The organism is Caminibacter profundus, assembly GCF_054657155.1.
The window spans coordinates 1123960-1147432 of the sequence record NZ_BAAHXC010000001.1 but is presented as its reverse complement, the minus strand read 5'-3'; the positions used below and the strand labels follow the sequence as shown (position 1 = coordinate 1147432).

The window sequence follows — 23473 nt, the reverse complement described above, 5'->3', positions numbered from 1 at the left end:
GTTTTTATTTTATATTACAGTACTTACTATGTTAAGTAGGTATACCATAGTTATAGGTAATTATATTTTATTTGGATGGAGTTTGTTTTATTTTTTTTTTAGATTTTCTTTTTTTAAAAAAATTAATGTTTATGTGCTGATAATTTTAGCTATATTTTTTATTATAGACTTTTATTCAATGATAAATGGCTATTATATATATGATTTAAGTTTTAATATTAAATGGTTTTTTCAGATAATATTCTATTGTTTCATTATTATGACTTTTTTTTATTTTTACAAAACTCATTTTATTAACTTTGATAAAATATTAATGAATATAATTTGGTTGTTAGTTATAGTTACTTTGATTCAGTTATGCTATGGGTTTTATGTTACTAATATTAGTATATTTGATTATCGGGTTTGGTTTTCTCCAATGGTATATGTTTTTTTAACACCTTCTTATGAAGATTTAGGCTTATTCAAGATGACAATAGGTTTTTTGCTTCCATTTTTTGTTATTATGATTTCTAAAAAAAATAAGACAAAGATATATTTATCATTGTATGTTGTTACATATAACTTATTAATTGGAAACAAGTCTGTTTTATTAGCTTTGTTTGGAATTTATATTTTGTATCTAATTACAAAAATAAAGACTCGTATATATAAAGTGTTTTTATTAGTTATTATTTTATTTTTTTTAGTTTGTGTTGTCTTTAATTATAAAGAGATAATTAATGAAATATTAATTTATGAAGGTAGATATTTTGGACCTATTTTTACTAATTCTAATTATTGGTATAATCCTTTAGGTATTGGGGCAGGTAATTATGTGGAAGCTGCCTTAAAAAATATATATAATATTTATAGTGATATTAGTGCTGTTACATTTGATAATAATCTTGATATCCATGGTTGGTATTCAATAGCTGAAAGTGATGTTATATTGTGGAGTGTTAGATATGGTTGGTTTTTTTATCTTTTTTTTATTCTATTTCTTTTTTATGTAAATTTTATCCTAGTAACTACAAGAAATAAAAATACAATAAAAACTATCTTGTTATTTGACTATTTAGTGTTTTCTGGTATTACTCAAGATTATTCAAATATATTAATATATTGGGGCTTGATAGGTTTTATATTAGGCTTAATTTATAAAGAAAGGTATTATAATGAAATTTCAAATTGAAAGTTGGTGGTGGTTTAAATTAAATGGATTGTTAAGATGGTGTTTAGTTCACAGGGTTTTACCAAACGATAATATAGTTTTAACTGAATATCCTAAATCAGGAGGTACATGGATTGGACAAATGGTTTCTGATGCTTTAAAGATACCTTTTCCTAGAAATAGATTGCCTTTATTTAGAAAAAAACAGTTACTTCATGGGCATTATAAATTAACTTGGAATATAAAAAAACCAATTGTTGTTTTTAGAGATGGTAGAGATATTGTAGTTTCTCAATATTTTCATTACCTTATATATAATGAAAAAAATAAATCTCTTGTTGATAAACATAGAAAATATTTTAAAGTAGAAGATTATGAGAATGTTGTAGAAAATCTTCCAAAATTTATAGAATATGTGAATAATACAAAATATCACCATTTTACTTGGAGTGAATTTGTTAATAGTTGGATAAATAAAGAAAATATTATATTTACAAGTTATGAAAAGTTTCGTTCAAATCCTGTTAATGAATTAATTAAAGTTAGTAGTTTATTGGGTCAGAATTTATCTAAGGAGGAGGCTGAAATAATTGTAGATAGATATTCTTTTAAAAAGTTATCTGGAAGAAAAGAGGGAGAAGAAAATAAAAATAGTTTTTTAAGAAAAGGAATAGTAGGAGATTGGAAAAATTATTTTAACGAAGAATCAAAAAAAGTTTTTAAAAAATATGCTGGAAAAGAGTTGATAAAGCTAGGTTATGAGAAGGATCTTAAGTGGTAAGAGTTTTAATTGTTGAAGAAGGACATAAAGATATTTATGGAAAAATTTTTGAAAAAAGGTTTAGAGAATTAGGATATGAAGTATATGGAATGTATTTGCATACTTATTTTAAGAATTATCCATATGATAAAGTGTTAAACGTTGATAACAATTTTATTAAAAAAGTTTATTATAAATTTCAAAATAAATACAGTATAGGACCAGTTATATATAAAATAAACAGAGATATTATAAAGTTTGTGAATAAATATAAAATAGATTTAGTATTTATTTATAGAAACTATCATATCTGGCCTGTTACGATTGAAAAATTAAAAAAATTAGGAGTAAAGGTATTTGATTATAATAATGACGATCCTTTTTCTTTAAAATATCCAAAATATAAGTGGAGAAACTATTTTAATTCTTTAAATCTGTATGATCATGTTTTTGTATATAGACAAAAAAATATTATAGATGTAAAAAAATTAGGATATAAAAATGTAAGTTTGTTAAGAGCTTATTATATTAAAGAAAAAAATTTTTATATTCCAAATATAAAAAATGATAGATATAAATGTGATGTAATATTTGTTGGTCATTGGGAGAATGATGGAAGAGATGAATATTTGAAGTTATTAATGGATAATGATATAGATTTAAAAATATATGGTACTTTATGGGAAAATTCAAAATATTATAAATATTTTTTATCAAAAATGAAAATGAATAAAATTACTTATTTGTCAAAAGACTATAATTTGGCTATTAATAGTGCAAAAATAGCTCTTGTTTTTTTATCCAAACTTAATAATGATACTTACACAAGAAGGTGTTTTGAAATACCGGCTACTAAAACTATGATGATGGCAGAATATACGGATGATTTAGCTAATAATTTATTTAAAGAAGGAAAAGAAGCTGAATATTTTAGAAATAAAGAAGAATTGTTAAGAAAAATAAAATATTATCTAAATAATCCGAATAAGATTAAAGAGATAGGAGAAAATGGATATAATAGACTAATGAGAGATGGTCATGAAGTAATAGATAGATGTAAAGAAGTTATAAAGGTGCATAATGAAAATTTTGATTAATACATCTAATTTATATGTTGGAGGGGGAGTCCAAGTTGCATTATCTTTAATTAAATCTTTTAAAGAAATAGATAGAGAAAATGAATATATTTTTATATTGTCTCCTATATTAAACAAACTTTTACAAGCAGAGAAATTTCCTTCTAATTTTAAAATTTTTGTTATAAAAAACTCTCCTGCACAAATTATAAGTAGAACAGATATCGTTAAAAAGCTTAGAGAAATAGAAAACCTTGTAATGCCTGATATTGTTTTTACTGTATTTGGTCCAAGCTATTGGAGACCAAAATCTTTGCATGTTGTAGGATTTGCTGATGGTTGGGTATATAATCCTGATTCTATTGTATATAAGAGGATAAATTTTTTTAATAGAATAAAAAGAAGAATGATTAATTATTATAAACTTTATTATTTGAAAAGAGATGCAGATGTGTTGGTAGTAGAAACAAATGATGCAAAAAGCAAGTTGTCTAAATTTATAACAAAACCTATATTTGTAATAGGAAATACTTATCATCAAATATTTGATAATAAGGCATTTTATAATGATGAAAATAGTTATTTTATAAAGTTACCTGAAAAAGAGGAAAATGAATTTAGGTTGTTATATATTGCTCATCCTCATCCTAATAAAAATATAGAAATTATAAATGATTTAATACCATTAATAGAACAAAAAAAATTAAATATAAAATTTGTTCTTACCTTAGATAAAAATGAGAATTTAAAATTTTTTGGAAAAAATAATAGGTATGTCATAAATGTTGGTAAAGTTCCTATATATTCTTGTCCATCTTTATATTTGCAAGTAGATGCATTATTTGCTCCAACTCTTTTAGAAACTTTTAGTGCAATTTATCCAGAAGCAATGAAAATGAAAAAGCCAATACTAACTTCAAATTACTCTTTTGCAAAGGATATATGTGGTGATGCAGCTTTTTATTTTGATCCTTTAAATCCAGAAGATATAGTTAATAAAATAATAGAGTTAAAAGAAAATAAAGTTTTAAGAGAAACGTTGATTCAAAAAGGACTTAAGAAATTAAAAAATTTTGAAACAGCAAGAAGTAGAGCAGAAAAATATTTACAACTTTTCTCTAAATTAAAAACAAAAAGGAGTTAAACAATGATAATATTAGGATTAAATGCATATCATGGTGATAGTAGTGCTTGTATATTTAAAGATGGTGAATTAATAGCTGCAATAGAAGAAGAAAGAATTAGAAGAATTAAGCATTGGTCTGGATTTCCAAGTGAATCTATTAAATTTTGTTTAAATGAAGCAGGTATTGGTATAGAGGATGTTGATTATATTACAATTTCAAGAGATCCATCAGCAAATTTATACAATAAAATAACTCATAGTGTAAGAAATATTGTGAGTTTTAAAGCTATAAAAGATAGATTAGCAAATACTAAAAAAGTTGGTTCTATTAAGGAAGAGTTATCAAAGGTTTTTGGAATCAATAAAGAAAAAATTAAAGCAAAAGTTGTAAATGTTGAACATCATAGAGCTCATATGGCAAGTGCATTTTTTGCAAGCCCATATGAAGAGAGTGCTATATTGTCTATTGATGGTTTTGGAGATTTTACTTCTACAATGATAGGTGTTGGAAAAGGGAATAAAATAGAGGTTTTTGATAGTGTAATTTATCCCCATTCTTTAGGAGTTTTTTATACTACATTCACTCAGTTTTTAGGATTTATGAATTATGGTGATGAATATAAAGTTATGGGACTTTCACCATATGGAAAAGAAGATAAAGAGATTATGAAAAAATTAAGAGATGTAATCATTTTAAAAGATAATGGGCTTTTTGAAATAAATAAAAAATATTTTAGACATCCAAAAGAGGGAGTTAGTATGAGTTGGGAAAATGGTGTTCCTTATATTGAGCCTCTTTATAGTGAATATTTAATTGAAATGTTTGGAAAACCAAGACTAAAAGGAGAAGAATTAACTCAATATCATAAAAACTTAGCTTATGGAATTCAAAAAATAACAGAAGAAACTATTTTTCATATACTAAATCATTTATACAAAAAGACAAATCTTGAAAATGTATGTATAGCAGGAGGAGTTGCTCAAAATTCAGTAGCTAATGGAAAAATAACTGATAACACTCCATTTAAAAATCTTTATATACCACCAGCAGGACACGATGCGGGTACTGCAATAGGAAGTGCATTATGGCTTTATAATCATATAAAAGATAATCCAAGAATTAAGCCACAAAAGCATAGTTATTTTGGAAGTAAATTTAATGATGAAGAAATAGAAAAGTTTTGCAAATATAATAATATTTCTTATAAAAAATATAGAGATGAAGAGCTTTTTGATTTAGTTACAGATTGTTTAATAAATGGTGGAGTTGTTGGTTGGTTTCAAGGAAGAGCGGAATTTGGACCAAGAGCATTAGGGCATAGAAGTATTATAGCAGATCCAAGAAGAGCAGATGCAAAAGAGATTTTAAATCTAAAAATAAAAAGAAGAGAACCTTTTAGACCATTTGCTCCATCAATTTTAAAAGAACATACTGCTGATTGGTTTGAAAAAGTAGATTATGTTCCATTTATGGAAAAAGTTTTTAAATTTAAAAAAGAAAAAAGAGATTTAGTGCCAGCAGTAGTACATATTGATGGAACAGGAAGATTACAAACTGTAGATAAAGAAGTAGAGCCAAAATATTATGCTTTAATAGAAACTTTTTATAAAAAAACAGGAGTACCAATTATTCTAAATACATCATTTAATGAAAATGAACCAATTGTAAATACTCCTCAAGAAGCTTATGCTTGTTTCGCCAGAACTAAGATGGATATGTTGGTAATGGGGAATATTGTAGTTACGGAGAGGTAGGTGAAAGTTTCAATAATAACAGTAGTTTATAACAACAAAGATACAATAAAAGATGCAATAGAAAGCGTCTTAAATCAAACATATCAAAATATAGAATATATAATAATTGATGGTAATAGTAATGATGGAACTATAGATATTATTAAAAGTTACGGAAATAAAATAGACAAGTTTATAAGTGAAAAAGATAACGGTATTTATGATGCAATGAATAAAGGTATAAAATTAGCAAGTGGTGATATAGTAGGAATTTTAAATAGTGATGATTTTTATGTAGATAATAGAGTTATTGAAAAAGTTGTTGAAGTTTTTAAGAATAAAAATGTAGATAGTGTTTATGGAGATTTAGTGTATGTAGATAAAGATAATACTAATAGAATTGTAAGATATTGGAAATCAAGAGGATACCAAGAAGGATTATTTAAAAAAGGATGGCATCCAGCCCATCCAACTTTTTTTGTAAAAAAAGAGATTTATGATCAATATGGACTTTTTAATTTAGATTTTAAAATAGCAGCAGATTATGAAATAATGCTTAGATTTTTAGAAAAATATAAAATTACTTCTAGTTATATTTCTGAAGTTTTAGTTAAAATGAGATTAGGTGGTGAAAGCAATAGAAGTATAAAAAATATTATAAAAGCAAATATTGAATGTTATAAAGCTTGGAGAGTAAATAATCTAAATATAAATCCATTTATTATAATTAAAAAGCCTTTTTTTAAATTGTTTCAGTATCTATAACCCCTTTCTCCCCACCATCACCCAAATAGTTTTAAATATAGTCTTAATTTCAAGCCAAATTGACCAGTTTTTGATGTAGTATAAATCATACATAAGTTTTTGATATGTATCTTCAAGATTTCTACCGTAAGGATAATTTACTTGAGCCCAGCCTGTAATTCCAGGAGCGTTTAGGTGGCGGATATGGTAAAATGGCCACTCTTTTTCGTATTTTTTAACAAGCTCATCCCATTCGGCCCTAGGACCTATTATATGTAAGTCTCCTCTTATTACATTCCAAAGCTGAGGCAATTCATCTATTCTTGTTTTTCTCATAATGGCACCCCAGGGAAAAATTCTAGGGTCATTTTCTTGGGTATAGTGATCAAAAAAATCAACATCAGTCCTCATAGAGCGAAATTTATAGCAAGTAAAAAGTTTTTTGTTTTTTCCTATTCTTGTTTGTTTGAAAAGTACAGGTCCATCAGGAGATTCTTTTTTGATTCTATAGGCTGAATAAATCATGACAGGGAGTGTCAGAATCCCAAGAGAAATAGCTATTGCAAAATCAATTGTTCTTTTTTGAAAATATTGCCATTTTGAGAAAGGTTTTATTTTATCTAAAAAGTCAAGATTACTGTTATCTTTTGGGATATAAAGTTTTTGTAGATATTTTTCTAAATATTCTTCGATTGTGAGATATTTTATGTTTTTAGACTTTAGATAATTTATCAATTCTTTTGGAGGAAATTTTTTTGTATTTAGTATGACTAAAGAATTATTTTTTAGATTGTCTATTTGTGAGATTAGATTTTTTTCATTTTCTTTTATATAAATTATATTATCCTTTATTTTTTCGATTTCCAATGGAATAAATTTATATTTTTCTCCAATTACTATCATCCATTCTCCCGATTTATGTTTTTATGATAAAATTTTATCTAAAAAAGGCTGAATGAATGAAAAAGATATTAGTTTTTTTATTTATTTTTATAAATATCCTCTTTGCAATAGAAGTTGACATAAATACTCTTCTAGAAGCAGTAAAACAGAATCCTTCTCTTCTTGATACTCCTCAGGTCCAACAAATTTTAAAAGAAAAGGGTATAGATAAAGAGCAAATATTAAATTTAATAAATAATGATAAAAAAAACGTCAAACTTTCTTTACAGTCAATAAAAAATGATATATATTTAGATACTAATGAAACTAATGCTTCTTATGATATCAATCAAACAGTTGTGGAAGTAAATGAAACAAATGAGACAAATATAAGTTTGAGAAAACCTCTTGCGTTTATTCCAGAAAAAAAACTTATAGACCTTATCCAGTCAAAACAACAAAAAATAGAAGATATTCCTTTAAAAAGATTTGGAGAAAAGTTTTTTTATAATAGAAATAGCTTAAACAAGCAGATTTTAGCAGTGCCTGAGTATTATCAAATAAATGTTGGAGATATTATTGTAGTGCAGGTTTTTGGAGGAAATGATAAAACCTTAAATCTTACAGTAGATAACAATGGAAATATTTATTTGCCAGTTATTGGTCCTGTATATGTCGCAGGGCTTAGCGTAGCAGAAGTTAAAGATCTCATCAAAAGAAAATTAAAACCAACATATCAAAATTCAAAGATAGTAGTAGATGTAAAAGTAAACTCTTTTATTCAGGTAGCTCTTACCGGGTATGTAAAAGCACCAGGTGTTTATAATCTAAACTCTCTATCAACTGTAAAAGATTTGCTAATAGTAGCGAATGGTTTTGGTGAGCTTGGCAGTATGAGAGAAGTATACTTAAAAAGAAATGGAAAAGTATTAAAAATAATAGATTTTTATAAACTGATAAAAGATGGGAAATTAGTAGATACTACTTTACTTAGAAATGGAGATATTATATATGTCCCAAGGGCAAAGACTCTTGTTAGTCTAAGAGGAGCAGTTTCTACCCCAGCTATTTATGAGATGAAAAAAGAAGAAAGCTTAAAAGATTTGATAGCTATTAGCGGAGGGCTTTTGCCTGAAGCAAGTGATAAATCCATAAAAATTACTAGGTATGTAAATAACGCTTATGTAAAGGTGTTTTTTAGAAATTTAGATGATAAGTTTGTGTTTAAAAACGGAGATGAAGTTTATGTTTATAAGATAAGTGAACTAAATCAAGATTATGTAAAAGTGTATGGAAACATTGAAAAACCAGGAACTTATGAGATACCAAAAGATAAAAAGTTATCTACTCTTTTAAAACATCTTTCATATCTGAAAGACACTTATTATGATTATGGAGTGATTAGAAAATTTGATAATAAAATAATTTCTTTTTCTCTCAAAAATCCAGGGGATATTACTTTAAGTAAAAAAGATGAGATATTTATTTTTAACAAATACGAGGTATTACCAGCAGAATATGTAATAGTAAAGGGAAGTGTTAAAGAACCAGGTAAATATAGATGGTTTGAAGGCACTACTTTAAAAGATGTTATAAATAATGCAGGAATTTTAGAAAATGCAAATCTTAAAAAAGTACAGGTAATAAGTTATGACAAAAACTTTAGGCCAGTTTTAAAATACGTGGATTTTACAAAAAACCCTGATTATAAATTAAAGCCTTTTGATGAAATAACTCTGTTTGATTATTATAATTTTGAGCCATTAAAATATATTAATGTTTTAGGTGCTGTGAATAAAGCAGGAAATTATGTGTATGCTAAAGGTATGACTCTAAAAGATGCTTTAACAATGGCTGGATGGCTTGAGGATAAAGCTGATAAAAATTATATAGAGCTAATACGATACAAAGTAATAAATGGTCAAAGGATAAGAGAAATCAAAAAGCTCTCAATAAAAGATTTGAACTTTGAACTTAAACCTTACGATGAAATAGATGTAAAAACTATACCAAACTGGAATGAAAGAGAGACAGTAACTATAAAAGGTGAAGTAAAATATCCAGGTGTTTATGTGATTCAAAAAGGCGATAGATTAGTTGATGTAATCAAAAGAGCTGGTGGATTTACAAAAAATGCATATCTTTATGCGGCTGTATTTACAAGAGAGAGTGTTCGTAAAATGCAAGAGAAAAGATTAAAAGAGATGATTTATAAACTTAAGAAAAAAGTGGCTATTTTAGCAGCAAGTGCTAAGGGAGCTGGTGAGGGTAATTTAGATGCTAAAAACTTAATAGAAGCTATTGATTCAGTGGCTATTCAAGCTGAACAACTAAAACCTATTGGAAGAATAGCAATTATTTTAGATAAAAATCTGACAAAATTTGAAAAATCTCCTTATAATATAGTACTGGAAAATAATGATACTTTATATATCCCGTCCAAAAAAGATAGTGTTATTGTAATGGGAGAAGTATTAACCCCAACAGCATTTGTTTATACTACTGATAGTTCGCTTAAATATATCAAAAAAGCAGGAGGAAGGACTAGTTTAGCTGATGATATATATTTTGTAGTACATGCAAATGGATTTACTGATAAAGGTGAGTTTGGGACTTTATTTTATGATAATATAAAAGTTAAGCCAGGAGATGCTATTACTGTGCCTATTAAAATTAAAACATCTACTTGGTATGGTATTACAAAAGACTTAACATCAATTCTTTATCAGCTTGCAATCACAGCAGCTAGTTTGAAAACAGTAGGAGCGTTTTAACAATGGAAAATGGAAAATTGAAAATGGAAAATTATTATCAACCTCCTGTTTGTTATGAAGAAGATGAAATTGACTTAAGAGAACTGTTTGCGACTATTTGGAAGCATAAAGTTTTTATAGCTGTTTTTGTGTTTATTGTAACTAGTTTGACTATTTTTTATGTACTTTCCAAACCAAATGAGTACAAAGTATATACAGTATTATCACCTCAAGAACAATCAAAAAGTATAAATCTTGGAGGTCTTGGAGCACTTGCAAGTATGGCAGGGGTAAATATTGGCGGAGGTAGTGGTGGATTGACTCCCGAAGTTGCTTTTCAAGAGTTACTTAATGATTATGCTTTTATGAAAGAGTTTATCATTAAAAGGGGATTGGATAAAAAATTAAAAAGCAATGAGCTTGAAAAAGATTATGTATTTGCATTTAATTATAATGGAATATACAAATTTTTAAAAGGTGATAGTGAAAACAAAGAAGACAAAGAACTTTTTGACATATATAAACAGATCAAAAATTCTTTTAGTATTAGTACTGATAAAAAAACAGGTCTTATTACTATAAGCTTTATTCATCCAAGCAGGCATTTTGCTTATGATATTTTGGTGGCTTTTTTAGAAGATGGGACTAAATTTCTAGTAAATAAAAACCTTCAAGATATAAATGCACAAATAAAAAAATATCAAAAAGAACTTGAAAACACTAATAATATTGAGTTAAAGTCTGAGCTTGCAAAGCTTATAAGCTCACTAATCAAACAAAAAGTATATATAAATTCAAGCAAATATTACAAAGTAAAAGTAGTAACCGACCCATACATTCCTGATGTAAAAGACAAAGCAAAACCAAAAAGAGGTCTTATTGTAATAGTTGCATTTGTTACTTCATTTATTTTGGCTATATTTTTGGTGTTTTTTATTGAGTTTATAAAAAATTCAAAAGAAGGTGAAAATGAAAATACTAATAACAGGTAGTGCGGGATTTATAGGATATCATTTAGCAAATAAGCTAATTAAGCGAGGTGATGAGGTAGTAGGGCTTGATAGTATAAATGATTATTATGATGTAAATTTAAAATACGGAAGACTAGCTGAGACAGGAATAGATAGAGAAAAAATAGAATACAACAAACTAATAATCAGTAACAAATATCCAAATTACAAATTCATAAAATTAAACTTAGAAGATAAAGAAAATCTAGATAAGTTATTCAAGCAAGAAAAGTTTGATAAAGTGTGTCATCTTGCAGCACAAGCAGGTGTTAGATACTCTTTAACAAATCCAGATGCTTATATTCAAAGCAATATTGTAGGTCATATGAATATCCTTGAAGCAGTAAGACATAATGATGTAAAAGCTCTAAGTTATGCAAGTAGTTCATCAGTTTATGGACTTAATAAAAAACAACCATTTTCAACTAATGATAATGTAGACCATCCAATAAGTCTATACGCTGCTACAAAAAAAAGTAATGAGCTTATGAGTCATACATATTCATACCTTTATAATATTCCAACGACAGGGCTTAGATTCTTTACAGTATATGGTCCTTGGGGAAGACCGGATATGGCACTTTTTAAATTTGTTAAAAACATAATTGAAGATAAGCCGATTGATGTGTATAATTATGGCCAGATGCAAAGAGATTTTACATATATTGATGATATAGTTGAAGGAATAGTGAGAGTAATAGACAATCCTCCAAAAGCAAATCCAAACTGGGACGGACGTCCAAGTGAAAGTATAGCGCCATATAAAATATATAACATTGGAAATGGGAGTCCAGTTAATCTCATGGATTTTATAAGTGCAATTGAAGAAATTCTTGGAAAAGAAGCTAAAAAGACTCTTCTACCAATGCAACCAGGTGACGTTCCAAGTACATATGCAGATACAACAGACCTTGAAAAGGACTTAGGATATAAGCCATATACTCCAATAAAAGAAGGAGTTTCAAAATTTATTGAGTGGTATAGGGAGTTTTATAAGATAAATTGAAAAAGGTGATAAAAATGAATAAAATAATAAGTATAATAGGCCTAGGCTATGTAGGCTTGCCATTGGCAGTAGCATTTGCAAAGAAATATAAAGTCATAGGATTTGATATAAATAATACAAGAATTGAAGAGTTAAAAAATAGTTATGATAGAACTTTTGAAGTAAGTAAGGAAAAATTAGAGGAAGTAAAGAATAATGTAAGATATACACCTTTTTTAGAGGATTTAAAAGAAGCTTCTATTCATATAGTGACAGTTCCAACTCCAATAGATAAACATAAAAATCCTGACTTAAGACCACTTATTATGGCAAGTAGAAGTATAGGTGGGATATTAAAAAAAGGTGATATTGTAATATATGAAAGCACAGTATATCCAGGATGTACAGAAGAAGTTTGTGTACCAGAGCTTGAAAAAGAAAGTGGACTAAAGTTTAATGAAGACTTTTTTGTAGGGTATAGTCCAGAGAGAATTAATCCGGGAGATAAAGAACATACCGTAACAAAAATAAAAAAAGTAACAAGCGGATCAACTCCAGAAATAGCAAAAGAAATAGATGAACTTTACAAAAGCATTATAGAAGCAGGTACTCATCTTGCTCCATCAATAAAAGTAGCAGAAGCAGCAAAAGTAATAGAAAATGCACAAAGAGATATAAATATAGCATTTGTAAATGAACTTGCACTTATATTTGATAAATTAAATATTGATACATTAGATGTATTAGAAGCAGCAGGGACAAAATGGAACTTTTTACCATTTAGACCAGGATTAGTAGGAGGACACTGTATTGGAGTTGATCCATATTACTTAGCATACAAAGCAAAAGAGATAGGTTATCATCCTCAAATAATTCTTGCCGGTAGAAGAATGAATGATAATATGGGAATATTTGTAGCGAATAAAGTGATTAAGCTAATGATACAAAAAGGACACACTATTAAAGGAAGTAAGGTATTAATACTTGGAATAACATTTAAAGAAAATTGTCCTGATATTAGAAACAGCAGGGTTATAGATGTAATAAGAGAGCTACAAGAGTTTGGAGTAGAAGTTGATGTATATGACCCTTGGGCTGATCCAAAAGAAGTTAAATTAGAATATGATATTGATTTATTACAAGTAGTCAATGGCCAATTACCAATAACCAATTACGATTGTATTGTTTTAGCAGTAGCTCACAAGGAATTTAAAGAAATAGAAAAACAGCTACGCACTACAAACTACAAACTACGTACTGTTGTTTACGACATCAAAGGTTTTTTTGATAAAAGTTTAGTGGATGGAAGGCTTTAATGCAAAAAATTCTATTTGTTTTTTCTAATAAGACTCATTTTGAGACTGCATTGCCTATTTTGAACTTTTTAAAGGATAAATATAAATTTTTAGGTATATTCAACTTTATTGATACTAAATACTCAAAAGGATTAGAAAAATATTTAGAAAAATATGAAAATTTATTTGAAGAAATATTTTTAATTAAAGATAATAATTTTTTTACTAAGCATATTACTAATTATTTAAAAATAAAAAAAATATTACTCAAATGGCTAAAAGAAAAAAATATTATATCCTCTATTCAATTTATTGAGGGAGGATATATTGATTGGTTAGTTATAGGAGTTTTAAAAGAAAACAATATTAAAACTATTGTATTACAATGGGCTATAACATGGGAACCATCTTACTATGATAAACTTAGAAATAAAAATATAACTTTTATAAAACAAGTAATAAAAAAAGTGATAAGGAAATTTTTGATGATAGATTATCCTACAATGAAATATTTAGGTGATGGGAATGCTGATTATTTATTAACTATGGGTGAATTTTGGACTAAACAATTTCTAAAATATCATAATTATCCATATAAATTTATAGCAACAGGTAATCCAAGGTTCTTAAAACTTACTACTTTGAAAAGTTTTGGAAAAAAAAAATATTCTTTTTGTAACAGGGGCGGGTTCTTTATTATATGGTTATAATAAAGAAAAACATTTAAAAGACATTGAAGAAGTATATTTAGCATTTGAAAAAAGCAATATTAATAGAAAGCTTATTCATAAAATACATCCAAGAGATCAATATACAAATGATATTTTAAATATGAGTAAAAAATTTAAAAATATAGAAGTTAAAACGAATGAACTAATGGAAGATTTGTTAAAAGACATATATTTGACTATTGTAATTAGGTCTACGGTAGGGTTAGAGGCATTAGTAGCTGGTAGTAGACTTTTAGTTTATAATAACTCAAATCAAATTATTGGATTCAATTACGCAAAATATAATTTAGCTAAAGAAGCAAAAAATATTGAAGAATTAAGTGATTTACTTGCTAATAGTGATAAAATGGACCTTCCAAAAAACATAGAATATTTTGTAAAAACAGAAAAAGTTTTAGAAGATATAAAATATGTTATCGAAAGCAAATAAACTTATAAAAAGTAATATATTCAGATATGTTATAGGGGATTTCTTAAGTATAGGTATTTCTTTTTTAATTTCTACCTTTATACTTGTAAAACTAGGTTCTGTCGACCTTGGAAAATTTGTTTTTTATTTTTTACTTGCGGGGCTTTTTTCTTCTTTTGCACAAGGAGCAGCTAACAGTTTTTTAATGAAATATTTTTATATAGAAGATTTCAAAGAAATTATATCAAGTGTCAATGTGACTATGGTGTTTTTTTCATTTATAAGTGTTGCAGTTTTTTTGGTTTTTTATCATTATATAAATACCGTTTTATTGGATACTTTAATTTTTTTTGCAATATTAAAAGCATTTAATTCTACTCCGTTTGTTGTTTTCAGACTGAAAGAGCTTTCTTTTTGTTATATGTTTTTTTCTGTTTTTTACAGAGTTGGATGGGGTGTGATATTGCCTTTTTTATTTTTGTTAAATAAATTTGATGTTTATAATCTGATCTTGCTTATATTTGTGTGGGAGATATTAAGTTTTGTTGTTTTATATTTTTATTTGTACAAACTTGGATTTAAATTAAAAATAAATAAAAAATTGATAAAGAAAAATGTTTTACTTTCTTTAAAACTATTTCCTCACAAAGTGTTAAAAACTGTCAGTGAAAACATTGACAAATATGCTGTGAAGTTTTTTTTAGGGGATGCAGCTTTAGGAATTTATTCTATTTTATATAAAATAACTTCTATTGTATATATGTTTACAAAATCATTAAATAATGAAATAGCAGTAATTCTAAGTAAGATTTCATCAAATAAAACAACAGAGGCAGAATTTGAAAAAAAAGAAAATAAGCTTATTTTAAGTATTTTATTGGTAAATATTTTGGCATTTTTAATTGCCTTTTTTTATAATAAATGGGTGTATTATTTGGGGAGTAATTTTTATTTGTTATATTTTATATTGATAAGTTTTATGAATTTACAATTTTTTTATTTTATATTTTATAATTATCTTTTTTTACAATCTAAAAGGATAATTTATAATATAATGTTGCTTAATAACAATATTTTTCTGTGTTTTCTGTTTTTTATTAAAAAAACTTTAACCGATATTGCGTATGTTTATTCTCTTTCTTATTTTTTAAGTGTAGGATTGCTGACTTTTTTTGTAAAAAGTGAATTTTTAAAAAAAATTAAATTATATTATTGGGTATTATTTTTTATTTTTTTAATAGGGGGATTTTATGTTTTCCAATTTTACTCTTAAGTTAAAAGCTAATAAAATTTGGGTCGGAGAGATGGAGAGTGATATTTTTATAAATTTAAATAAAGAAGAATACAAAAAAATAGAAAAGTTTTTTTTAGAACAATATATGTTAAAAATGGAATATCATACTCCAATGGGATATGTGTATAAAAAAAATCAAAAATTCAATATTGATAGAAAAATAGAGGAAGATTATTTTCAACATCATATTTTTGATAAAGATTACGAAACTATAGGTTTTTTTAGTGGTTCAACTGGTTGGGGATGGGGAATTTATAAAAAATCTTTAATGATAGATTATTTTATAGGTAAGAATTTACAAAAAAATATAATTAACTTTTCTAATGTAGGTTCTAATATATATAAAATATTTAATATATATAAACAGTTTTCTTTAAAAGATACTCTTCATGAAAAAAATATTTTTTATTTCGGAATAAACGAAAGCTATGATATTTCAAATAATATTGATATTGCTTTTTCAAATAGAGATAGAAGGATCAGAAAAAATATATTAGAATTTGAAAAATATTATAGAAATTTACCTTTGTCTTTAAAAACTATTAGCTATCTTTTTGCAAAATCTGTGGCTTTAAATATACTTTATATTAAGCACGCTATAAAAAAAGATTTTGTAAAAAGAATTTCTAAAAAAGTGAAACCAATTGATATTGATAAAAATTTATTAAATAAAAACTTAGGTTTTATTAAAAATATTATTAGAGAAATAAATTCGTTAAGTGATACTATTTTTATACTTGAACCATCTTTATTTGATAAAGAAAACTTAAGTGAATATGAAAGGAAACTAATTTTAAATAAAGATTTGACTGTTCCTAATCTTAGAAAAAGTTTTAAGATAGTTTATCATGAGTTAATTAACTTTTTTGAAAAAGAAAAAATTAAATATATTGATGCAAGAGAGAGCGTAAAAGTAGTAAAGGAGACTATTTTTATAGATTATTGTCATCCATGGGTAAATGGGACACAAATTATAGGAGAATATATTGCTAAAAAAATAAAGGAAAAACAATGGCTTTTATAATAGTAGAAATAGCACAAGCCCATGATGGAAGTTTAGGTATTTTACATTCGTATATAGATGCATTAGCTGATACAGGAGTAGATGCAATAAAATTTCAAACTCATATTGCAGAAGCTGAGAGTAGTGAGTATGAGCCTTTTAGAGTTAATTTTAGTTATGAAGACAAAACAAGGTTTGATTATTGGAAAAGAATGGAATTTAGTTTAGAACAGTGGAAAGAGATAAAAAAACACTGTGATGATGTAGGAGTTGAGTTTATAAGTTCACCTTTTTCTAATTTAGCGGTGGATTGGTTAGAAGAGATTGGAGTTAAAAGATATAAAATAGCCTCAGGTGAAATAAATAACTTTTTAATGCTTGAAAAAATAGCAAAAACAGGAAAAGATATAATTCTGTCAACCGGTATGAGCGGATTTGAAGAAATTGACAGAGCGATAGAGTTTTTAAAGCCTTTTAAAAATGAAGTGTCAATTCTTCAATGTACTACAAAATATCCGACACCTTCAAGAGATATAGGGTTAAATGTTTTGAGTGAACTTAAAAAAAGATATGATGTAAAAGTTGGACTATCTGATCATTCCGGTAAAATATGGCCTCTTATAGCGGCAGTTGCGCTTGGTGCTGAGATTTTAGAATTTCATGCAGTATTTGATAGAAGAATGTTTGGTCCTGATAGTAGAGCTTCATTAGAAATTGATGAGATAAAAGAAGCTGTAGAGGGTATTAGATTTATAGAAGAGTCATTAAGTAATCTTATTGATAAAAATGAATTCTCAAAAGAGTTTAAGGAACTTAAAAAAATTTTTGGCAAAAGTTTAGCAGTAAATAAAGATTTAAAAAAAGGGAATGTAATTACTTTTGATGATTTAGAATCTAAAAAACCTTTTGGATATGGGATTCCAGCGCAAGATTATAAAGAAGTAATTGGAAAAAAATTAAAAGTTGATAAGAAAAAATGGGACTTTTTAAGAAAGGAAGATATAGAATGAGAAAAGTTTGTGTAGTAATAACAGCAAGACCAAGTTATAGTAGAGTAAAAACAGCTCTTAAAGCTATTAAAAATCATCCTAATTTACATCTTCAACTTGTATTAGCAGGAAGTGCTCTTTTAGATAAATATGGAAATGTAAGTAAAATAATAGAAAAGGATGGGTTTAATGTGGATGAAAAGATTTATAATATAATTGAAGGAGAATTTCCTGCCGCTATGGCAAAAACTACAGGAATTGCTATTACTGAACTTGCTACTACTTTTTATAATTTAAAACCAGATATGGTTGTTACTATTGCTGATAGATTTGAAACTATTGCTACTTCAATTGCAGCGGCTTATCAAAATATCCCACTTGTGCATATTCAAGGAGGAGAAGTAACTGGAAATATTGATGAAAAAGTGCGTCATGCAAATACAAAGCTTGCTGATATTCATTTAGTTGCAAGTGAGGATGCAAGAAATAGAGTCATAAAAATGGGAGAAGATCTGGAATATGTATTTAATACAGGATGTCCTTCCATTGATTTAGCAAGAGAAATTTTAGACAATTCAAGACTTGATTTTGATCCTATTGAAAAATATGGGGGAGTTGGAGCGGAAATTGATTATAAAAATGGATATTTAGTTGTAATGCAGCATCCTGTTACAACCGAATACGAAAAAGCAAGAGAGCATGTATTAGAGACATTACATGCAGTAAATGATTTAGACATCCCAACTTTTTGGTTTTGGCCAAATGTAGATGCAGGAAGCGATGGAACAAGCAGAGGAATTAGACAGTTTAGGGAAAAGTATAATCCTAAAAATATTAGATTTATGAAAAATATGGAGCCACAAGATTTTTTAAAGTTATTATATAACTCTTTATGTTTAATTGGAAATTCGAGTGTAGGGATTAGAGAATGTTCATTTTTAGGTGTTCCTGTAGTAAATATTGGAAGTAGACAAGATGGAAGAGTTAGAGGAAAAAATGTTATTGATGTGAGAGAATATAATAAGGAATTAATTAAAGAAGCAATAAATAAACAATTAGTACATGGAAAATATGAAAGAGAATATATTTATGGAGATGGAAGAGCAGGAGAGAGAATTGCTGATATTTTAAGTAAAGTAAAACTTAGATTTCATAAAAAAATTATGTATTAGGACTAAAATGGGTATAATAGCATTAATTCCAGCAAGATGTGGAAGTAAAGGTTTTAAAGATAAAAATATAGCTAAAATAAAAGGTAAAACATTAATAGAACTTGCTATTAGTGTAGCTAAAAATAGCAATATTGTAGATGATGTTTATATTTCAACGGATTGTAAAAATTATGAAGATATTGCATTGAAAGCAGGAGCAAAAAGTTTTGGATTAAGAGATAAGAAATTGGCAACTGATAATGCAAAAAGTATCGATGTAGTCATTGATTTTTTAAATAAATTTGAAAATAAACCTAAATATTTGATGCTGTTGCAGCCCACTTCTCCTCTTAGAACTTCGCAAGATATAAAAAATGCATTTGATGTTTTACAAACGGCAGATAGTGTCGTAAGTGTAGTAGAATTTGACGAGCCTCATCCTTATAAATTAAAAGTTATAGAAAATAGTAAACTCAAACCTTTTATAAAAAATACAACTTCAGAAATACCAAGACAACAGTTACCAAAAGTTTATGCTCTAAATGGAGCGATATATTTTATAAAAACTGAAGTCTTGTTAAAAGAAAAAACTTTTTTCCCTGAAAATACAAAGCCTTTAATAATGCCACAGCCTTTAATTAATATTGATAGTGAATGGGATTATCTGTTTCTAAAAACACTGATAAATGAAAATAAAATAAAATTAGAAGGAATTGAGTGAAAGAAGTCGATGTAATTTTTTTTGTAGAACATAAAGATAGAGAACTTGAAAGTATTAAGTTAATAGCTTCACATCTAAAAGAAAAAGGAAAAAAAGTTTTAATTTTATCTATTTATTATCATTTAAATTATCTTTTTAAATACAAGGCAAATATATTTGTTTTCCCTTATCTTTTATCACAAAGTGATTGGCCTGTAAGTCTAGTCTATGGAATGTATAAAGAAAGTGTGGCATATGTCAATATGAATTGGGAACAGCTTTTAGCCCCTGTGAATTTAAGGTATAAAAAACCAAAAGACAACTTTACGAAAAAAAAAGTTTATCAGTTTTGTTGGAATAAGAGTTTTAAGGATTTTTTAGTGAGAAATGGGGTTGTTGAAAAAAATATAATAGTAGGTGGAAATGTTGCAAATGAACTGCTTTATAGCAAGCTTCATAAAAGAGAAAATTTGAGGGAAAATTTTTCAAAAAAGTATCATTTGGATTTAAATAAAAAATGGCTTTTTTTACCAATGAATTACGGATGGGCTTTTAGTACAGATTCTTTAATCAAAAGAAAAATAGCAGACGGATATCCTGAGAAGGAAGCTTGGGAATATAGGGAATACTCTAAAAAATGTCTTAATGAATTTATTGCTTTTGTAAATGGATTAAAAAAGAGATTTGATTATGAAATTATTTTAAGACCTCATCCAAGTATTAGTGAAGATGATTATAAAAAAGTTTTTATACAAACAGTAGGGTTTGTTCCTGAAATTTTAATAAACAAAGATTTTTCGGTTAGAGAATGGATAATAGCAAGCGATATAATTGGAAGCAGTTGGAGTACATCTGTATGGGATGCGTATAATATAGGTAAAAAAGTTTTTTTATTTACTCCTTATAAAAGACCTGAATGGCTCAATGTATGGTGGAATAACCAAATAGTTAATTTTAAAAATATTAATGAATTTGATGAAAAAAAACTTTCACGAAAAGAAAATGTTGAATATTTAAATATTAAGCCTTCTTTTATATATTCAGAATTTTTAACATCTTTAGATACTCATTCAAAAATAAGTTTTCCTAAACTTACTTTAAAAGAATGGGCTAAAGTTTTAAGGAGTGTATGGCATCATTTAAAACCTCCTAAAAATTTAATTTATGATAAGTTTGAGGTAATAAAATGAGATGTGTAATTATGTCTGTTTATAAAAATGATAAATTAGAATATGTAAAAGAAGCATTAAATAGTTTATATAATCAAACTTTAAGTGCAGATATTTTTATAAAAATTGATGGAGAAATAGATAAAAACTTACAAGAGTTTCTTTTTTCTGAAAAAGAAAAAGGCAATATTAAATATCTTGATAAAAGAAAAGAAAATAAGGGATTAGCGGTTTCTTTGAATGAACTAATTAAAGTAGGATTAGAAAAAGAGTATGAATATTTTTTTAGGATGGATGCTGATGATATAAGTAATGTTGATAGATTTAAAAAACAGATTGAATTTATGGAAAGAAATAGGGATATTGATATATGCGGGACTTTTATAGAAGAATTTGGAGAAGGGATTGAATATAAAAAAATAGTAAAATATCCTCTAACTCATCAAAAAATGTTTGATTTTTTCAAAAAAAGGGTGTCTTTAGCTCATGTGAGCGTTTGTTTTAGAAGAAGTTTTTTTGAAAAGGCAAGACTTTATCCTGAAAGCGGACATATTACAAATGAAGATACATTAATGTGGCTTAAAGGATTTAAAAACGGATGTAAATTTGCAAATATCGATTATATAGGAGTTAAGGTTAGAGTTGGCAGAGATTTTTTTAATAGAAGAAGAAGTTTAAAAAAAGTTTGGTATGATTTTAAAAATAGGTTATTAGTGAATAGAGAATTAGATTACGGATTTGAAGCTTATTTTTATGCTGTTGGAATGCTTTTTATAAATCTTTTACCTCCAAGTTTAAAAAAATTAGCTTATAAGTTTTTAAGATGAAATAAGCAAGGACAAAAAATGAAACTGCCAATAGGAATTCAGACATTTGAAGATATAAGAAAAGAAAATTATATTTATATTGACAAGACAAAAGAAATATATAATTTAATCAATTCATACAGATATATTTTTTTAAGCAGACCAAGAAGATTTGGAAAGAGTCTATCTTTAGATACCCTAAAATGTTTATACAAATTCCAAGATGTTTAGACACTTCAGTATAATAAAACTTAGTTAATCAAATACAACCAATTAAAGCATATACTTCTATTTAAAAACTATGACTATATTAGAATTGGTATTATTTTTTGAAAGATAGAATATATAATCCTTTTGACATATTAAGACTGTTTGATAGCAAAATATTTGATAATTATTGGTGGGAGAGTGGGAATAGTTATCATGTAATACCAATTGACAATGGAAAATGGACAATGGAAAATGATGAAAAGTATTGAAATTAAGAAAATTTTAAACATTTATAAAGTAACTAACTAATTAAGAATTGGTATTAGACGAACTTCCACCAAAACAAGAAGCTACTATTTTAGTTGAAATGAATGAAAAGCATAAAAAAGTTTATGAATCTAAAAAAGAGTATTATAAAAACTTGATTTTAGAAAACATTAAACTAAAAGGCTTTAATAAAAGCAAAATGGTCATTTTCCAAGCTCTTACAAAACTTCGTCAAATTGCATCAATCCCTGAAATTGAAGAAGAAAATATCCGATCATCAAAACTTGATGTAATGTTTGAACAACTTGAAGATATAATAAGCAATAAACACAAAGTCTTAATCTTTACAAACTTTTTATATTCAATTGACTTAATTGCAAAAGAGGCTGAAAAAAGAGGTTTTAGTTATGTAACAATGAGTGGAAGCACTCAAAATAGAAAGGCAGTAGTTGATAAGTTTTTAAATGAAGATATTGATCTATTTATAATGACACTAAAAACCGGGGGAGTGGGACTAAATCTCACAAAAGCCGATTATGTTTTTGTGTTTGAGCCTTGGTGGAATGTAGCGGCTGAAAATCAAGCGATTGATAGGGTTTATAGAATAGGACAAAAAAATAAAGTTTTTAGTTATAAACTCATTACAAAAGGCACTATTGAAGAAAAAATCCTTGAACTTCAAAAAATAAAAAAAGACCTCTCAAATATAATTGATTCACAAGCCGAAATTAATCTTGATGAAAAAGATTTAGAATTTATTTTAGGGGATTAAGATGAGAAAAGAAGATTTAGTAAAAATTTTGATGGTTTATAACAATAATTTTAGCTCTAAATTTAAAAATTCACTTTATAGAAAGAAAAAAGAAGAGTTAGAAGAGGAGTTTAAAAAGATTGATAAAAATATTTTAGAGAAAAATTTATTTAAAAATGGAGATATTATAAGAGTTTATCAAAATGCTATTTTAAAAGAAAAAATAACAGAGGAGGATAAGGAAATTATTGATAAATATGATGAATGTTGTTTGTTAATAGAGAATAGTTATTTTGATAATTATGCTATTAATGTTGATGTTATAGACTTTTTAGAAGATATTTTGCCGCTGCCAAAAAATTATAGAGTGTAGTAATTTAGAGTGTAATTATTTAATTAAAGAGCATTTAGAAATTATTCAAAATTTAAATGTAGAACTTACTTCACAATCAAAAGTAAAAAAAACTTATATAAA

The 23473-nt window shown here is 26.5% G+C and carries 23 protein-coding genes and 1 pseudogene; 23 read left to right on the top strand and 1 reads right to left on the bottom strand.

What is annotated here, in order from left to right:
- Positions 1–469 precede the first annotated feature (469 nt).
- Genes ACYQ1U_RS06160 through ACYQ1U_RS06135 form a run of 6 tightly spaced genes read left to right on the top strand, consistent with a single transcriptional unit; the run spans position 470 to position 6614 of the window.
- Positions 470–1174, top strand: a complete 705-nt coding sequence (locus tag ACYQ1U_RS06160) for a hypothetical protein (RefSeq protein WP_459885460.1) — start codon at positions 470–472, stop codon at positions 1172–1174.
- Positions 1158–1934 carry a sulfotransferase domain-containing protein gene (locus tag ACYQ1U_RS06155; protein WP_459885457.1) on the top strand — a complete coding sequence of 259 codons (777 nt, stop codon included), beginning with the start codon at positions 1158–1160 and terminating at the stop codon, positions 1932–1934. The genes ACYQ1U_RS06160 and ACYQ1U_RS06155 overlap by 17 nt, the downstream gene beginning before the upstream one ends.
- Entirely contained in the window at positions 1928–3010 is a 1083-nt protein-coding gene (locus ACYQ1U_RS06150; protein WP_459885454.1) for a CgeB family protein, read from the top strand. The genes ACYQ1U_RS06155 and ACYQ1U_RS06150 overlap by 7 nt, the downstream gene beginning before the upstream one ends.
- Positions 2994–4133, top strand: coding sequence for a glycosyltransferase (locus ACYQ1U_RS06145; RefSeq protein WP_459885451.1), 1140 nt, complete (start codon positions 2994–2996; stop codon positions 4131–4133). The genes ACYQ1U_RS06150 and ACYQ1U_RS06145 overlap by 17 nt, the downstream gene beginning before the upstream one ends.
- A gap of 3 nt (positions 4134–4136) precedes the next feature.
- Positions 4137–5870 (top strand): carbamoyltransferase family protein, encoded by a 1734-nt coding sequence (locus ACYQ1U_RS06140; RefSeq protein WP_459885448.1) that lies wholly within the window; start codon positions 4137–4139, stop codon positions 5868–5870.
- Positions 5871–6614 (top strand): glycosyltransferase family 2 protein, encoded by a 744-nt coding sequence (locus ACYQ1U_RS06135; protein ID WP_459885445.1) that lies wholly within the window; start codon positions 5871–5873, stop codon positions 6612–6614.
- Here ACYQ1U_RS06135 and ACYQ1U_RS06130 read toward each other — a convergent pair.
- On the bottom strand, positions 6609–7496 hold the full coding sequence (locus ACYQ1U_RS06130; protein ID WP_459885442.1) for a sugar transferase: 888 nt from the start codon (positions 7494–7496) through the stop codon (positions 6609–6611). The two genes, ACYQ1U_RS06135 and ACYQ1U_RS06130, sit on opposite strands and share 6 nt — an antisense overlap.
- 56 nt (positions 7497–7552) lie before the next feature.
- On the opposite strand from ACYQ1U_RS06130, the gene ACYQ1U_RS06125 reads away from it, so the two are divergent.
- The 17 genes and pseudogenes from ACYQ1U_RS06125 to ACYQ1U_RS06045 all read left to right on the top strand — a co-directional run bounded on the left by ACYQ1U_RS06125 (position 7553) and on the right by ACYQ1U_RS06045 (position 23371).
- Entirely contained in the window at positions 7553–10249 is a 2697-nt protein-coding gene (locus ACYQ1U_RS06125; RefSeq protein WP_459885439.1) for an SLBB domain-containing protein, read from the top strand.
- Positions 10250–10251: 2 nt separating this feature from the next.
- Positions 10252–11220, top strand: coding sequence for a Wzz/FepE/Etk N-terminal domain-containing protein (locus tag ACYQ1U_RS06120; protein ID WP_459885435.1), 969 nt, complete (start codon positions 10252–10254; stop codon positions 11218–11220).
- Positions 11198–12244 carry an NAD-dependent epimerase gene (locus ACYQ1U_RS06115; protein WP_459885432.1) on the top strand — a complete coding sequence of 349 codons (1047 nt, stop codon included), beginning with the start codon at positions 11198–11200 and terminating at the stop codon, positions 12242–12244. The genes ACYQ1U_RS06120 and ACYQ1U_RS06115 overlap by 23 nt, the downstream gene beginning before the upstream one ends.
- 14 nt (positions 12245–12258) lie before the next feature.
- The gene (locus tag ACYQ1U_RS06110) at positions 12259–13539 is read left to right on the top strand and encodes a nucleotide sugar dehydrogenase (RefSeq protein WP_459885429.1); all 1281 of its coding nucleotides are present in this window, start codon (positions 12259–12261) and stop codon (positions 13537–13539) included.
- Positions 13539–14228: a hypothetical protein gene (locus ACYQ1U_RS06105; RefSeq protein ID WP_459885426.1), complete on the top strand. Its 690-nt coding sequence runs from the start codon at positions 13539–13541 to the stop codon at positions 14226–14228. Before ACYQ1U_RS06110 ends, ACYQ1U_RS06105 begins: the two co-directional genes overlap by 1 nt.
- A complete protein-coding gene (locus tag ACYQ1U_RS06100) occupies positions 14170–14679 on the top strand; it encodes a hypothetical protein (RefSeq protein WP_459885423.1) in 510 nt (169 codons plus the stop codon). Before ACYQ1U_RS06105 ends, ACYQ1U_RS06100 begins: the two co-directional genes overlap by 59 nt.
- Positions 14660–15931, top strand: coding sequence for an oligosaccharide flippase family protein (locus tag ACYQ1U_RS06095; RefSeq protein WP_459885420.1), 1272 nt, complete (start codon positions 14660–14662; stop codon positions 15929–15931). Before ACYQ1U_RS06100 ends, ACYQ1U_RS06095 begins: the two co-directional genes overlap by 20 nt.
- A complete protein-coding gene (locus ACYQ1U_RS06090; protein WP_459885417.1) occupies positions 15909–16976 on the top strand; it encodes a hypothetical protein in 1068 nt (355 codons plus the stop codon). The genes ACYQ1U_RS06095 and ACYQ1U_RS06090 overlap by 23 nt, the downstream gene beginning before the upstream one ends.
- On the top strand, positions 16964–17965 hold the full coding sequence (locus ACYQ1U_RS06085) for an N-acetylneuraminate synthase family protein (RefSeq protein WP_459885414.1): 1002 nt from the start codon (positions 16964–16966) through the stop codon (positions 17963–17965). Before ACYQ1U_RS06090 ends, ACYQ1U_RS06085 begins: the two co-directional genes overlap by 13 nt.
- Positions 17962–19116: a UDP-N-acetylglucosamine 2-epimerase gene (gene neuC / locus ACYQ1U_RS06080; protein ID WP_459885411.1), complete on the top strand. Its 1155-nt coding sequence runs from the start codon at positions 17962–17964 to the stop codon at positions 19114–19116. The genes ACYQ1U_RS06085 and neuC overlap by 4 nt, the downstream gene beginning before the upstream one ends.
- A 7-nt stretch (positions 19117–19123) precedes the next feature.
- Positions 19124–19816 carry an acylneuraminate cytidylyltransferase family protein gene (locus ACYQ1U_RS06075; protein WP_459885408.1) on the top strand — a complete coding sequence of 231 codons (693 nt, stop codon included), beginning with the start codon at positions 19124–19126 and terminating at the stop codon, positions 19814–19816.
- Positions 19813–20985 (top strand): glycosyltransferase family protein, encoded by a 1173-nt coding sequence (locus ACYQ1U_RS06070; RefSeq protein ID WP_459885405.1) that lies wholly within the window; start codon positions 19813–19815, stop codon positions 20983–20985. The genes ACYQ1U_RS06075 and ACYQ1U_RS06070 overlap by 4 nt, the downstream gene beginning before the upstream one ends.
- Positions 20982–21791, top strand: coding sequence for a glycosyltransferase (locus ACYQ1U_RS06065; protein WP_459885402.1), 810 nt, complete (start codon positions 20982–20984; stop codon positions 21789–21791). Before ACYQ1U_RS06070 ends, ACYQ1U_RS06065 begins: the two co-directional genes overlap by 4 nt.
- Positions 21792–21809: 18 nt before the next feature.
- Positions 21810–21986, top strand: a pseudogene (locus tag ACYQ1U_RS06060) (AAA family ATPase); the annotation flags it as partial.
- A gap of 113 nt (positions 21987–22099) precedes the next feature.
- Complete coding sequence (locus ACYQ1U_RS06055) at positions 22100–22249, top strand: hypothetical protein (RefSeq protein ID WP_459885399.1); 150 nt, start codon at positions 22100–22102, stop codon at positions 22247–22249.
- Positions 22250–22296: 47 nt separating this feature from the next.
- Positions 22297–23019 carry a DEAD/DEAH box helicase gene (locus ACYQ1U_RS06050; protein ID WP_459885396.1) on the top strand — a complete coding sequence of 241 codons (723 nt, stop codon included), beginning with the start codon at positions 22297–22299 and terminating at the stop codon, positions 23017–23019.
- 1 nt (position 23020) lies between these two features.
- Positions 23021–23371, top strand: coding sequence for a hypothetical protein (locus ACYQ1U_RS06045; RefSeq protein ID WP_459885393.1), 351 nt, complete (start codon positions 23021–23023; stop codon positions 23369–23371).
- Positions 23372–23473 lie beyond the last annotated feature (102 nt).

What these genes read in the sequence shown, in the direction of transcription:
- ACYQ1U_RS06160 (WP_459885460.1), top strand. Translation starts at nt 470, where the DNA reads ATGACAATAGGTTTTTTGCTTCCATTTTTTGTTATTATGATTTCTAAA.
- ACYQ1U_RS06155 (WP_459885457.1), top strand. Translation starts at nt 1,158, where the DNA reads ATGAAATTTCAAATTGAAAGTTGGTGGTGGTTTAAATTAAATGGATTG.
- ACYQ1U_RS06145 (WP_459885451.1), top strand. Translation starts at nt 2,994, where the DNA reads ATGAAAATTTTGATTAATACATCTAATTTATATGTTGGAGGGGGAGTC.
- ACYQ1U_RS06140 (WP_459885448.1), top strand. Translation starts at nt 4,137, where the DNA reads ATGATAATATTAGGATTAAATGCATATCATGGTGATAGTAGTGCTTGT.
- ACYQ1U_RS06130 (WP_459885442.1), bottom strand. Translation starts at nt 7,496, where the DNA reads ATGATAGTAATTGGAGAAAAATATAAATTTATTCCATTGGAAATCGAA.
- ACYQ1U_RS06125 (WP_459885439.1), top strand. Translation starts at nt 7,553, where the DNA reads ATGAAAAAGATATTAGTTTTTTTATTTATTTTTATAAATATCCTCTTT.
- ACYQ1U_RS06120 (WP_459885435.1), top strand. Translation starts at nt 10,252, where the DNA reads ATGGAAAATGGAAAATTGAAAATGGAAAATTATTATCAACCTCCTGTT.
- ACYQ1U_RS06115 (WP_459885432.1), top strand. Translation starts at nt 11,198, where the DNA reads ATGAAAATACTAATAACAGGTAGTGCGGGATTTATAGGATATCATTTA.
- ACYQ1U_RS06110 (WP_459885429.1), top strand. Translation starts at nt 12,259, where the DNA reads ATGAATAAAATAATAAGTATAATAGGCCTAGGCTATGTAGGCTTGCCA.
- ACYQ1U_RS06105 (WP_459885426.1), top strand. Translation starts at nt 13,539, where the DNA reads ATGCAAAAAATTCTATTTGTTTTTTCTAATAAGACTCATTTTGAGACT.
- ACYQ1U_RS06095 (WP_459885420.1), top strand. Translation starts at nt 14,660, where the DNA reads ATGTTATCGAAAGCAAATAAACTTATAAAAAGTAATATATTCAGATAT.
- ACYQ1U_RS06090 (WP_459885417.1), top strand. Translation starts at nt 15,909, where the DNA reads ATGTTTTCCAATTTTACTCTTAAGTTAAAAGCTAATAAAATTTGGGTC.
- ACYQ1U_RS06085 (WP_459885414.1), top strand. Translation starts at nt 16,964, where the DNA reads ATGGCTTTTATAATAGTAGAAATAGCACAAGCCCATGATGGAAGTTTA.
- neuC (WP_459885411.1), top strand. Translation starts at nt 17,962, where the DNA reads ATGAGAAAAGTTTGTGTAGTAATAACAGCAAGACCAAGTTATAGTAGA.
- ACYQ1U_RS06075 (WP_459885408.1), top strand. Translation starts at nt 19,124, where the DNA reads ATGGGTATAATAGCATTAATTCCAGCAAGATGTGGAAGTAAAGGTTTT.
- ACYQ1U_RS06065 (WP_459885402.1), top strand. Translation starts at nt 20,982, where the DNA reads ATGAGATGTGTAATTATGTCTGTTTATAAAAATGATAAATTAGAATAT.
- ACYQ1U_RS06045 (WP_459885393.1), top strand. Translation starts at nt 23,021, where the DNA reads ATGAGAAAAGAAGATTTAGTAAAAATTTTGATGGTTTATAACAATAAT.